15 protein-coding genes are annotated in these 12,949 nt (G+C 63.0%); all 15 read left to right on the forward strand.

Features of this window, described 5'->3' with window-relative positions:
* Positions 1-59 precede the first annotated feature (59 nt).
* Positions 60-611: a TetR/AcrR family transcriptional regulator gene (locus IXW21_RS09190; RefSeq protein ID WP_194763957.1), complete on the forward strand. Its 552-nt coding sequence runs from the start codon at positions 60-62 to the stop codon at positions 609-611.
* On the forward strand, positions 608-1,684 hold the full coding sequence (locus IXW21_RS09195) for a 2,3-butanediol dehydrogenase (protein WP_228528336.1): 1,077 nt from the start codon (positions 608-610) through the stop codon (positions 1,682-1,684). The genes IXW21_RS09190 and IXW21_RS09195 overlap by 4 nt, the downstream gene beginning before the upstream one ends.
* A 317-nt stretch (positions 1,685-2,001) precedes the next feature.
* Positions 2,002-3,165 (forward strand): tyrosine-type recombinase/integrase, encoded by a 1,164-nt coding sequence (locus tag IXW21_RS09200; protein ID WP_194763958.1) that lies wholly within the window; start codon positions 2,002-2,004, stop codon positions 3,163-3,165.
* Between the two features lie 86 nt (positions 3,166-3,251).
* Positions 3,252-3,680: a hypothetical protein gene (locus tag IXW21_RS09205; RefSeq protein ID WP_194763959.1), complete on the forward strand. Its 429-nt coding sequence runs from the start codon at positions 3,252-3,254 to the stop codon at positions 3,678-3,680.
* The gene (locus tag IXW21_RS09210; protein ID WP_194763960.1) at positions 3,677-4,333 is read left to right on the forward strand and encodes a hypothetical protein; all 657 of its coding nucleotides are present in this window, start codon (positions 3,677-3,679) and stop codon (positions 4,331-4,333) included. The genes IXW21_RS09205 and IXW21_RS09210 overlap by 4 nt, the downstream gene beginning before the upstream one ends.
* A gap of 13 nt (positions 4,334-4,346) precedes the next feature.
* Positions 4,347-4,502 carry a helix-turn-helix domain-containing protein gene (locus IXW21_RS18660; protein ID WP_416361095.1) on the forward strand — a complete coding sequence of 52 codons (156 nt, stop codon included), beginning with the start codon at positions 4,347-4,349 and terminating at the stop codon, positions 4,500-4,502.
* A gap of 846 nt (positions 4,503-5,348) precedes the next feature.
* Positions 5,349-5,534, forward strand: coding sequence for a helix-turn-helix transcriptional regulator (locus IXW21_RS09220; RefSeq protein ID WP_194763962.1), 186 nt, complete (start codon positions 5,349-5,351; stop codon positions 5,532-5,534).
* Between the two features lie 191 nt (positions 5,535-5,725).
* Positions 5,726-5,872: a hypothetical protein gene (locus IXW21_RS09225; RefSeq protein ID WP_194763963.1), complete on the forward strand. Its 147-nt coding sequence runs from the start codon at positions 5,726-5,728 to the stop codon at positions 5,870-5,872.
* Entirely contained in the window at positions 5,869-7,071 is a 1,203-nt protein-coding gene (locus IXW21_RS09230; protein ID WP_194763964.1) for an AAA family ATPase, read from the forward strand. The genes IXW21_RS09225 and IXW21_RS09230 overlap by 4 nt, the downstream gene beginning before the upstream one ends.
* Positions 7,068-7,343, forward strand: a complete 276-nt coding sequence (locus IXW21_RS09235) for a WhiB family transcriptional regulator (protein WP_194763965.1) — start codon at positions 7,068-7,070, stop codon at positions 7,341-7,343. The genes IXW21_RS09230 and IXW21_RS09235 overlap by 4 nt, the downstream gene beginning before the upstream one ends.
* Positions 7,344-7,363: 20 nt before the next feature.
* Positions 7,364-7,726, forward strand: coding sequence for a hypothetical protein (locus tag IXW21_RS09240; protein WP_194763966.1), 363 nt, complete (start codon positions 7,364-7,366; stop codon positions 7,724-7,726).
* Positions 7,727-7,776: 50 nt separating this feature from the next.
* Positions 7,777-8,331 carry a hypothetical protein gene (locus IXW21_RS09245; protein ID WP_194763967.1) on the forward strand — a complete coding sequence of 185 codons (555 nt, stop codon included), beginning with the start codon at positions 7,777-7,779 and terminating at the stop codon, positions 8,329-8,331.
* Between the two features lie 189 nt (positions 8,332-8,520).
* Entirely contained in the window at positions 8,521-8,982 is a 462-nt protein-coding gene (locus IXW21_RS09250; RefSeq protein ID WP_194763968.1) for a hypothetical protein, read from the forward strand.
* 24 nt (positions 8,983-9,006) lie between these two features.
* Positions 9,007-9,918, forward strand: coding sequence for a hypothetical protein (locus tag IXW21_RS09255; RefSeq protein WP_194763969.1), 912 nt, complete (start codon positions 9,007-9,009; stop codon positions 9,916-9,918).
* Positions 9,919-10,132: 214 nt separating this feature from the next.
* Positions 10,133-12,910, forward strand: coding sequence for a phage tail tape measure protein (locus IXW21_RS09260; RefSeq protein ID WP_194763970.1), 2,778 nt, complete (start codon positions 10,133-10,135; stop codon positions 12,908-12,910).
* Positions 12,911-12,949 lie beyond the last annotated feature (39 nt).

Genomic DNA, 12,949 nt, shown 5'->3' on the forward strand with positions numbered 1-12,949 from the left:
GGATGCACGCCCCCGAGGCACACTACGCCTATCTGACAGATGTCGTATAAACTCCCCTCATGGACCCACGGTCGCGACGCTCGCGAGACAGCCTCAGGGGGGCGGTCCTCACTCTGGCGGCGCAGATGCCGATCGGCGAGGTCACCGCATCCGCCATCTGCATCGAGGCGGGCGTCACGCGCGACACGTTCTACAGACATGCCGCGAACCCGGAGGACCTCCTCGCCGACGCCCTCTCCGCCGAGATCGACGAGATCATGGCGAGACTGCCAGAAGCGGATGCGATCGGCGACGCGGAACGAGCGCTGCTCACGCACGTGCGCGAGCACGCCGATGTCTACCGCGGGGCGATGAACCCGATCCTCGCAGCCCCCGTCCGCGCAGTGATCGAGGGATCCATCCGCTCCGGTCTCCTGGTGTGGGCGGAGTTGCACCCGCACATCGTGCCCATCGACATCGCGGGCGATGCCTCCGCGATGAGGATCGCCGTCTCCTATGCCTCCGCAGGCACTGTCGGCGCCATCGAGGAGTGGCTGCGGAGCGGGGATTCTGATGTCGAGAGCGCCGTGAGGATGATCCTCGCGGCATCACCGGAGTGGTGGCTGCGATGACAGCCGCCGGAATGGAGAAGATGATGAAGGCCGCGCTGTTCCACGCCAAGGAGGACCTGCGTGTCGAAGAGGTCGCGGAACCGAGCCCCGGACCCGGTCAGGTCAAGCTCCGCAACGCGTTCGCCGGGATCTGCGGATCCGACCTGCACGTGTACTACTCGCCGGACGCGGCGGGGCTCGATTTCCATCACCCGCACCCCGTCACCGGGTCGACGCTCCCTCAGATCCTCGGACACGAATTCTCCGGCACCGTCACGGAACTCGGCGACGGTGTGACCGACGTCGCGGTCGGCGATCGTGTCGCGGTGTGGCCGATCTACTACTGCGGTGAGTGCCCGGCGTGCCGGCGCGGCATGTTCAACGCCTGCGCGAAGATCGGCTTCCACGGTCTGAGCTCGCACGGCGGCGGGATGGCGGAGTTCACGACGGTCGATGCGTCGAAGCTCCACGTGCTGCCCGAGAACGTCGACCTGCGCATGGGCGCCCTGGTCGAGCCGATGTCGGTCGCATGGCACGCGGTGTCCCGAAGCGGCGTCACCGCCGGCGGAACGGCTCTGATCGCGGGCGCGGGGCCGATCGGCATCGGGGTGTGGTTCGCCCTCAAGGCGCGCGGCATCGAGAGGGTTCTCGTCTCGGAGCCGAGTGCCGAGCGTCGGGCCATCATCGCCGCTCTCGGCGCGACCGTGGTCGATCCCGTGAATCAGGACCTCGCCGCCGCGGTGGCGGAGATCTCCGACGGGGACGGCGTCGATGTCGCGTTCGACGCCGCGGGTGCCGGCCCCGCCGTCGCCTCGTCACTTGCGAATCTCGTACCCGGAGGACGTGTCGTGATCGTCGCCATCCACGAGCGGCCGATGGAGTTCCTTCCGACGACCCTCGTGATGGCCGAGACGGAGATCGCCGGCGCCCTCGCCTACCTGCCCGAGGACTTCGACGCCGTGATCGAGGCCATGTCCCGAGGTGTGTACGACACGTCCGGCTGGGTGGAGGAAGTCCCTCTCGAGGGTGTCGTCGACGCGATCCACGCGCTGCGGGGTGGCGCCGGCGCCAAGATCCTCGTGCACGCCGGCTGACATGACACGGCCGAGGGTCGAACGGATGCGTCCGTTCGCCCCTCGGTTCGTCGCCGTCGAGATCGTGGCACGGACGAGTGCGGCGATCTCCGACAACCCGCCAGTACAACAAAAAACCCCCGGATGACCGGGGGTTTTCGTCTATGCGCGATACTGGGATCGAATCAGTATCTGGGCTACTGGGCACTTCCGCGTGATACCGCCATTTTACCGCGTGCTGGTGCGGATTTAGCGGGACCGTGTTAAGGTCACTGGGAACCGCAAGAAGCCACAACCGGACACAAGATATTGCCCGTTATTGCCCAGGAAGGCCCCATATGGTGACCAACAAGAGGAAGCGACGCGAGTCCTTCGGCGCTATCCGACAGCGCTCCTCAGGCCGCTACCAGGCTTCCTATGTCGGCCCCGATGGTGAACGGCACAACGCACCACAGACGTTCGACGGCATCACCGACGCCCGCGGCTGGCTCGCCGTGCAGCAAGCCCGCATCATCGATGGCACCTGGTCGGAGTTCGATACGGCTCGAGCAGAACAGTCCGGCAAAGGTCGCGGGCTGACGTTCGCCGATTACGCCGCCGACTGGGTATCGACTCGGACCAATCGCCACGGTGACCACCTGCGTCCCCGCACTATCGCGGAGTACCGGCGCCTGATCGCTGGGCCGCTGTTGCCATTTGCTGACGCTCGTCTGACCGCGATCACTCCGGATCAGGTCCGCGCCTGGTACTCGTCGATGATCGAGGCCGGCACGAAGACGCAAGCTGCGCGTGCATACGAGCTCCTGAAGTCGATCCTGTCGACCGCCACGCTCGACGGGCGGATCAAGGTCAATCCATGCCAGATCCGCGGTGGCGCCTCAGCGAGTACAGGAAAGAAGGTCGAGCCTCCTACTGCCGCCGAGCTGCAGACGATGATCGACGCGATCGCTCCACGTTTCCAGGCGGCGGTCACACTGGCAGCCTGGGCGGGCCTCCGCTACGGCGAGCTCACGGAGCTGCGCAGACGGGATCTCGAGCTGGTCGAGAACGGAGACGGTACGCGCTCGATCGTCGTGAATGTGTCCCGCGCGGTCGTCCATGTACCCAGAATTGGCTTCATCGTTGGACCCACAAAGTCGGAGGCAGGGGTTAGATCCGTCGTGCTCCCCCCACATGTGAATGGGCTAGTTGAGAAGCACCTCAGTGAGAACGTTGGACGCTCCGCGGACAGCCTCCTCTTCCCCTCCGCGGGCGGTAGCGGCCACCTGGCACAGTCGGCCTTCTACAAGCATTGGAACCCGGCGCGGCACGCAGCGGAGCGAGGCGACATGCCGTGGCACGCGCTGCGTCACTACGGAGCCACAAGAGCGGCCCTGGCCGGCGCGACGCTCAAAGAGCTGCAGGCGCGGCTCGGACACTCCACGGTAGCTGCTGCCATGCGCTACCAGCACACCGCTGGACGCGATGAAGAACTCGCGAGGCGCATGAGCGAACTCGCGTAGCACGGGGCGCTGCACCCGCAGTGCCCCAGGAAGCCCCCGCCGAGGTGCAACTCGGCGAGGGCTAGGTCAGACAACTAGGAGCTGAAATGACCAAGACAACTATGTCACCCTCAAGGCCCGAAGAAGTCACGGTGAAGGATCTGGTGATCGCAGCCGGGCGCATGGGCTGCTCTCCCAGCGTCGTCGCACCGCCCGCTTGGGCTACCAAGACAGAGATCGACGAAGACGAGATCAATCTGTCGGTCCTCCACCGGACTGAATTCAGGAACGGTAAGGTTTACGTCGGTATCGAGAACCTCATCCGGAAAATCGACTACGGAACTGACGCCACCCTGTGGTGGGACTCGTACGATGTCAAAGGGGCCAGCGAGGTCAAGATCTTCTCTGTGATGATCGACGACATCCCGGCGGTCATCTCAGCGTTGCAGGCAGCGCACGACGTCGCTCGAACTCCCTCGCGGGAGGTTCGGCGGAGCGCGGAGGTCGAAGAGATGCTGCGGGAGCGCGAGTCATGAACGCATCGGCAGCGCTCGTCGAGAACATTCAGTGGGCATTCGGTCGCCTCGCAGAACTGCCGCGCAATGAATGGTGGGGACTCGAGGAAGGCGAACCGCTATATCACCCCATCCCCGAGCGATTGGTCCGCACGATCCCCGGCCACACCAAGTCGGTCATGGAAGTCACCACGCTGTGGGAGGTTTACGCCCCGGACGGCAGGCTCGTGTCCGATTCGCGAGCAGCCATGAAGAACCAGATCCGCTGCTACGACGTGCTCGCGCACGAGAATGCCATCGGCAAGATGCGCAACGGCAACCTCGCGATCAACCGCGGGAAGTACGTCGTCACGGCAATCGACGGCGACGATGTGCACTTTACGCGGAAGGACATTTGGCTGGAGGAGTTTCCCTCTTCCGACCGATGCGCCGAGCTCAAACCGGCATGGGCGACGAGGGTCGACCTGCAGCTCGCTCCCCGGTTCGCCCGTTTCGAAACGTACGACCCCGAGGGCTTTTTCTACACGCGGCAAGTCGAGCTTTCCACCGGCTCCTACCAGGAACGCGTCAGTCTGAACGCCGACTGCACGGTGGAGCAACTGCGGCAGAAAGCAAGCGCGCTTTTCGCGTGGGCCGACCGAATCGAAGCGGAGACCGGCAATGTCGATTCCTGAGGGCTTCGTCGGCATGGACGCCTCTGGGCGATCCGCCCGAGAGATCGCGGTCGCGCTGGGTGTTTCGGCTCGAACCGTCACGAGGTGGCGGAGGGCGATGGGTCGGTCGCGGGGTGGACGTAAGTACCCGACCCCGCCCTCCGTGCTTCAAGCGCACACGAAATGCTGATGGACGGGGCGTCCCGCACCGAAACAGCCCGTTCGCTGGGAATCTCGGTAGACGTCCTGAAGAGGCACTTTCCCGAGCTCTCCTGGACGTCCGAGGAGTGCCTCGACTATGGACGCATGTTGCGACACTCAGCGGTAGACCTGGGCACGGGATCACATCGGCAGGTTGCAGCATGAGCACTATGAAGATCGCGAGCTCATGTGATCGCGAGGCACCGATAGATGAATGCCTGCGAGCCGCAGTGGCGCACCCAGAGAACAAAAACCGCGGAGCCGCTACCGCATGAGCCAGGGTGCCCCTCTCCGGGTCAGGGCGGGGCACCCTGCCGATAGCGAAAAGAAGTTTGAGACAACGAGGTGCGAGCTAATAGGATCGCTCTCGCAGAGGTGACGTGTGCCCAAACCGGGCACCGCGCCTCTTTTTCGTTCACGGGCGGCACCCAAAATCTGGCATATCTGGCGTGCCAAGTGATAGGCTCGTGCCTGCCTAGGTGACGTGCGCCCAGTTTGGGATGCGTCACCTTTTGCGTACTAGCGAGAATCCTGCAAAACCCGCAACCTTCTCTGGTAGCATCAACATGTGCGAGAGAAGTGTCTCCCGCCACCGAAGCCCTAGGTCAGATCCTGGGGCTTCTTCTCGTTAACAACCAGCCCTGGCCCTCATCCGGTCGGGGCCTTTCTATTTGGCCCAGGCTGTCCACTCGTGGACCTCCCAGGCCCCCACAACTGAACACACAACCCATGCCCCTGACGGGGCGCTTCTAGAAATGGAGCTTCCCCGTCCTGGGGAGGACTCTGCCATCCAGGCGTGACTTCGGTCACGCCTTTTGTCGTTAAGGAGCGACTGATGAACGAATCCAGTTGGGGCACCATGGAGGACGCCGCCCTGCACCTCGGAGTGAGCAGCAAGACAATCCGCCGTCGCATTGCGGACGGATCTATCCGGGCGAAGAAGTTTGGACCGCGGCTCGTGCGCGTGGACATGCACAGCCTTGAACAGTCCGGCCGCGCCATGAATTGGACTGGCGCTTGAACGACAAGAGCCTCCCGGAGGAGGCCCTTGTGAATTCTGCTGTGGGGGCGGGATTCGTATCCAAGACTACGATCCGAGACCTCTGCCATGGGGTTATCACCGATCAGCTTCCGCCGCACCGCCTACCCGCTCCCCTGGCCGACCTTTGGCGAGAAGGATTCGTCGAAGGCGCCACTCAAGTGCGAGCGGAGATGCTTCGCCAGATCCAGCGCCTCGAGCACGACGTGAATCACTGGTACATCGCCGCGAACTACTCCCCCGCCGAGATAGCCGAGATGCGCCGGAAAGCGTCCTACCTGCAAGCCAACATCGACTGGGAGACAGGGGTGGTCGCATGAGTCGGGAACTCCTGAGAACATCTCTCGCCTCCGTTGAGATCGAGCGGCAGGGCTGGCTAGTTCGGGACCAGATCCCGCTCGACGTCATCACGATCCTCGCCGGAATGGCAGGGATCGCGAAGTCCACGATCCTCGCCTGGTACGTCGCCGGACTTACGCAGGGAACGCTCCACGGCGACTTCTATGGCACCCCTGTACCCGTAGCGATAATCGCTGGGGAAGACGACATCTCTCGCATGCTCGTGCCGCGGCTGAAGGTAGCCGGCGCCAACCTCGAGCTCGTGACGGCACTCAGCGGCGTGCACGTTGTGGAAGAAGGCGAAGACTGGATCACCTCTCCCAACCTGGCCGACGACCTGGCGGCGATCCGAACAGCTCTCGTAGAAACGGGCGCGCGCCTGCTGATCATCGACCCGATCATCAGCCTGATGCGCGGAGACTCCCATCGACTCGAGGACGTGCGTCGAAACCTAGACCCACTCGCATCCATGGCTGCGGAACTCGACATCGCGATCGTTTGCGTTGCGCACTTCAACAAGGGCGGCGGGCAGGCGAGCGACAAGGTATCCGGCTCACACGCCTTCCGTGACATCGCACGGTCGATGCTGCTGCTGGCTGTGGACGACGAGACGGACAACCGCATTCTGTCTGTAGAGAAATCGAATTACTCCCCCGTTAAGCCGTCCATCGCGTTTCACGTGGAGTCAGTCGACGTGCCGACACGAACGGGTGACACGACCACAGTAGGTATGGCCGTCATGCTTGGGGACTCGACGTTGACAGTGCAAGACATCCTCAATCGAGATGTCTCTGTGCTTGGCGAGCGATCGTCTGAGCTCATCGACTACGTCAACCGTCAGCCTGAGGGTGTGCGGGCTGAGGACGTTGCAGCGGCGCTGGATATTCCCGTCAACCAAGCGCGGACCTACCTCAGCAGAGCGGCATCCGGGGGCCGCATCAATCGAGCCGAGCGAGGCATCTACGTCGCCCTTCGCAACACCAACGCAACATCCCCCGACCCTGTTGGGAGTGTTGCAAGTGTTGCAAACCTCTCTCCTCTCGCCCCATTTGCCACACACGCAACAGTCGCAACGGCACCTGGTTCTGTTGCGAACGGTGTTGCGGGCACCGAGGACTACTGCGAACACGGGGTAACTACCGGGGCGCGATGCTCACGATGCGGAGGGGTCGCAGCATGACCCGCGCCGGGAGCGGCCACGCCGAGTACCTCGCCCTATCCAAAGCCCTCGACGACGTGACGCCGGCTTGCAGCAACGACTGGCGTTACATCCAGGACCGTGAAGTGCTCGACCCAGATGACGTCGCAGCCATGCAGCGAGCCTGCCGCGCCTGCCCCGTGCAGTCCCTCTGCCGCACTTACGGCGACGCGGCTCGGCCGTCCGCCGGCATGTGGGCAGGGAGATTCTGGGGCCGAAAAGAGCGCACCCCGAAGAGCGGCGATCAGTCGTGACCCGGCGGGTAGAAAACGCTGTGATTCTCACAGGCTCGGATGCCGCGCTGCTCTACCAAGTAGCGAACATACGGCGCCTGCGAATTGCCGCTCGAGGCAAGTCAGATCGCCTCTACGCACTACTCACGGACATCACCGAAGCCGCGTTCATCCACGCCGCTTCCGTCGACGGAAAGAACCGGGGGAAACCCGCGGAATCGGACGAGAGTCAAAGCAACGACATCGTGAGCGTCGAGCACATCGCACGGCGAGCAGGCGTCACCGCAAGAACTGTACGAAACCACATAGGGCTCGGACTGATCACAGCCGAGAAAGTCAACCGCACCTGGCTGATCACCCGAGAAGCCGCACAGCAATACATCGACGGCCGCACAGCCGCCTAGACCAAAAGGGAGAAAGACCAGTGGAAATGCAATTCCGGGACAGCGATCGCGTGACCATCCGCGACAGCGACAGCGCTGAGCTCGTCGACGTCGCCACCAAGATCCAGACGCTTCGCGAGAAGGCGAAGCATTCGAGCAACGAGCATGGCCGCGCGTTGGACGCCATCAACCGCGACCCCAACCTCAGCGACCAGGGCAAGAGGGAACGAGCCGCCGAACTCGAAGCCGCGCGCAAGACCCAGCGCAAGGCAGCGATGGAGCAGGAGAAGCAGATCATCTCTGACAAGATCACGGCACTCGAGCGGCGACTCGACGGTTACGTCGGGTACACGAGCGAGAACATCATGGCGTTTCGCGACGCCCAGGACCGCGCCGAGAGCATCAGCGACGGCGACAAAGCCGCGACCGTCATGGCACGAGCCCTGCGCACTAATGACACGACGCTCGCTCACGCCATCTACCGTCGAGCAGTTGACGCCCGGTGGACTGAAGCGAAGCAGGCATTTGCCGCGCAGAATCCCGCAGTGGCAAAGCTCGTCAACGACGTTCACAAGCTCGAGGAGCTCCGCGATGCCAGCTTCAACCGCACCGTCGCGTACATGTGATCGAGGGTAAGCAATGGACGTCGAACGAGCAGCTATGCCCCAGGGCGGGGTACCCCTGTGCCCTCTCGCCTCCGGGTCTCTGGGGCTTCCCGGCATCCCTCTCCGGTCTTTTTTTTCCACAGATCCGGATGCCCTCTAACAGCAACAGATAGGAGTTTGAAGATGACTGAAGAGACGAGCGCTGACGAGGTGGAGGCGCCGACGCCCGCCACAGTGGCAGCACAGATCGCACCGCGTCGACTAACGCAGGAGCAGATCGATCGTGAAGTGACACGGGCGCTAAGGAACGCCGAGAAGGACATCAAACCAGCGGACTACGACGAGGTTCGTGCGCAGGCAGAGCGCGCAACAGAACTCGAGCAGAAGATCGCAGATCTGCAGGGCGAGATCTCTCATGTGCAGCTCGAGTCCCTGCGGACGTCGGTGGCCGCACGATTCGGAGTCTCCGATGAGGATCGGGCGCTCCTCATGACTGGCGCAGACGAGGCGACCCTCACCCTGCAGGCGGAACGGCTTGGCGCACCAGCGGTACCGATGCGGAACGTAGCGCCGCGCGAAGGCACGTACAGGCAGACCGGCGACAACCGCTCCGACCGTGAAATGAGCTCGTTCGTGAACGAACTCATGGGCAATGACACGTTCTGGGACTGAATAACAAGAGAGATGAGAACCACGATGACCAAGATTCAGAAACACACGATCGAACTGCGATCCCCGCGCACCGACGCCGCTGAGACAGCTTCAGAGGAACTCGCACGACTCCACGGACAAACCGAGCGCATCCACCACGCCGCGCTCAATGGAGATCTCAGCGCAAGCGAGCTGGCAACCCACACCGACCGGGTGAACCTTGCGACGCTACGAGCGGACACCACGCGAGCCGCCGCCGACCGGGAACTCTCAGAACTCGGCAAACCCAACGACATCGCTGATGCCATCGCTGAACTGCTCGACGACCCGACCCTCTCAACCGCCGCCCTGCAAGACGCCGTCACCGCGCTTCGGACCGCTCTCATCGCTCTCGAGAGCGCAAACCATGATCGCAACACGGCCATCGTCGAATGGGTGCAGCGACTGCGAGGACTCGGTATCCCCGACACCGGGCTCACCGTCAACGACGATGAGATCCGCATTCAGTCCGGAGGGACAACCGGGACCACCATCTCCGTTGGGCCAGGCCGCGTAGCCACCGTTCCCTCCGTCGCCGGCCACGTGCGGCACATCACCGAGAAGCTCGCAGCGAAGGCGCACATGGCCATCGATCCAAGCAACCTCGACCAGGCTGACAGCCGAGGTAGAGCACGAGTCGACACCGCGGCAGTGCGGCTCATCACACCGATCGGAGGGCGGGCAGTAGGCGACGTGCTCACCACCCGCAACCACACGCTGGGCGTGCTTGCTCAGATGGTGCACAACGGGAACGCGGAGCTCATCGAGGGAACTATCCCCGAGGAGTCGGAACACCAGCGCACCGTGTTCCTCGGAGACACGTCGCTACTGCCAGACCCGCAGCGCGTTACCAATCTCCGCAACGTCCATGACGACTCTGACGTTGCGTCAGCAGTCGCGAAGGCCTTTTCCAACTAGATGCTGACTTACGGCCCTGGCGGGGTCTCCTCCGACCCCGCCAAAGGTCGCTGGGAATAGCCGCTCTCATTGTGCGTGCGGTTCGACCTCATTTTTTTTGTGCATCACGATCAACGAATGAAGGAGAAGACCATGGCAACGAACCAGAAAGTTGCACGAGTGGCCAGGCGTGAGGCTCTCGCGATCCAGGCTCAAGAAGAAGCGGGGGTGTCTCTTGGCTGAGCGCGTTGTCAAAGTCAGGCTTTCCGCCGTCGTCGAGGACTACAAGAAGGGCATGCGGGAGGCCGCTGAGGCGACCCGCACTGTGGGCACGCAGGCGGAGAAGCTGGCGCAGGTTCGCCAGTCGATGCAGCTCCTCGGAACGACCGGGGTAGCAATGGGCGCCGCCCTCGCTGCTGGCGTGGGTGTAGCCATTGCCAAGTTTGCTGAGTTCGACCAGGCGATGTCGTATGTGGCGGCCACGGGTGACGACGCACGGCAGAACATGGATGCTCTGCGCCAGGCCGCTCTTGATGCGGGCGCGGCGACGGTGCTCTCGGCAACGGAGTCGGCGAACGCGATCGAGGAGATGGCGAAGGCTGGTCTCTCTGCGAAGGAGATCCTGAGCGGTGGCCTTGCTGGCGCTCTCGATCTGGCGGCTGCTGGCGGCCTCGATGTTGCTGACGCCGCAGGTATCGCGGCTACGGCGCTCAAGACGTTCAACCTTGAGGGTTCGGACATGTCGCATGTCGCCGATCTTCTTGCTGCGGGTGCAGGCAAGGCGATGGGCGACGTCACCGACCTGTCTGCGGCACTGAACCAGACCGCACTCGTGGCGAACTCCACGGGACTGTCCATCGAGGAGACGACGGCGGGTCTGGCCGCTTTCGCTTCGCAGGGCCTTCTTGGCTCCGATGCTGGAACGTCCTTCAAGACCATGCTTGGCGCGCTGACCCCCAACTCGGCGAAGGCTGCCGACGAGATGAAGCGTCTCGGGATTTCGGCGTACGACGCGAGCGGAAACTTCGTTGGCCTGGAAGCGTTCGCGGGACAGCTCAAGACTCAGATGTCTGGTCTGACTGATGAGCAGCGCAACGCGTCGCTCGAGATCATGTTTGGTTCGGATGCTGTTCGTGCCGCGACTGTGCTCTACTCCGAGGGCGAGTCGGGTATTCGGGACTGGATCGCGGCTGTTGATGATCAGGGTTATGCGGCTGAGACTGCGGCCACACGCCTAGACAACCTGATCGGCGACTGGGAGGCGCTGACTGGCGCTCTTGACTCGGCGTTTATCAGTATGGGCGAGGGTGCGGACGGCCCTCTTCGGTACTTGGTTCAGCAGCTCACAGTGTTGGTCGACTCGTTCAACACTCTGCCGGACTGGGCCAAGCAACTCGGCGTTGGGCTGGGTGCGGTTGCGGCCGGTGCGGGACTTGTTGGCGGGGGAATTCTGCTTGCGATTCCGAAGATTGCTGAGTTCAGGGATGGGCTGATCACTTTGGGGATCTCTGCCGCACGTACAGATCGGATCATGGGGGGCTTGCAGCGGGCTGTCGGAGCTGCCGGAGTGCTCGGGGCGTTTGCCCTTGCGACAGCCGCCGTGGACGCGATGGCTGAGAAGATCTCTGAGTCCTTTTCTCCGAGCGCTGAGGAACTGACGAACAAGTTCCGCACTGCGACAGATGCCGCGCAGCAGTTGCAGGTTGGTATGGCTAGCGTCGGTGGCGATCGCTGGGACAACATTGAGCAGGGCCAGGAGGCTTTGTCGAGGTTGAGCATGGTTCTCGACGATGCGAAGAAGGCGCAGGATGACTTCTGGTATCGCGGTCGGGCGGACCTCGACCCGTACGTTTCGGCGGTCAGGAACCTGGGCGATGAGTACGCCGAGCTTGCGAAGACGGATCTCCCTCAGGCTCAGGCCAACTTCCGTGAGCTTGCTGACGCTGCCGGTCTGACTGATGAGCAGATGGGGACGCTTCTCGACGAGATGGAGCCCTTTAAGAAGGCGCTCACTGAGCAGGCGACTGCGGCGGGGCAGACGGCTGACGAGCAGACGCTGCTCAATCTGGCGATGGGTGAGGCTGAGAGTCCCGCTCAGACGGCTACTGAGGCGTATATGGACGAGGCGGATGCGGTCGCGAACCTGCATTCGCAGTTCATGGATCTGATTGATGCGATCGATCAGGCGAACGGCATGAACCGGGATGCGGTGTCGTCGAACATCGAGTACCAGGACACGCTTCGGGATGTTGAGGAGCAGATCCGAAACATCTCTGATGGCGTTGAGGGCTTCGGCCGTGGCCTGGATATCACGACGCAGGCTGGCGCGGACAACAAGGCGATGCTGGTTGCGTTGTCTGAGGATGCGTGGGATGCGGCTGCGGCTCAGCTTGCTCTCGATGGTGACACGGCGAACTTCACGGCAACTCTCGAGGCGCAGCGTCAGAAGCTCTACGAGGCCGCGATCCAGATGGGCGCGAGCGAGGAAGAGGCCGCGATCCTTCGTGACACGCTGTTGGCAATGCCTCCGGAGCGAACCATTCAGGTGATCGCGGAGACGTCGACAGCGCAGTCCAAGGTGAGCGCGTTGTGGGGGAGCTTGAACGATCTGGTCGGCAGGACGTGGAACATTCCGGTTGCGACGTCGACTGTGGGCGTGGGCACGGTTCTCAAGCCTGATGGTTACGCAACTGGTGGTCGCGTCACCGGCCCCGGCACGACGACATCTGATTCAATCCCGGCGTACTTGTCGAAGGGCGAGTACGTGCTTACTGCCCAGGACGTGAGTCGCGCGGGAGGCCATGACGCTCTTGACGCATGGCGTTCAGGAGATCAGGCCGCGTGGGTTCCCACGAGCCCGTATCTCGCGCAGGCGGCGGGTGGGACAACACAGCCGAGCGCGCCTCAGGACGTGAATGTCCTGCTTTCACTCAAGGGAAGTCTCGAGCAGATGATCGACGCGCGTATTGAGCAGAAGGATGACGAGCTCGGATCGGGGTTGCGCGGATGGTGAATCATCTGACGCATCAAATCGAGGGAAGCGACGAAAGGA

Source organism: Microbacterium sp. UFMG61, from assembly GCF_015354505.1.
GTDB lineage: Bacteria > Actinomycetota > Actinomycetes > Actinomycetales > Microbacteriaceae > Microbacterium.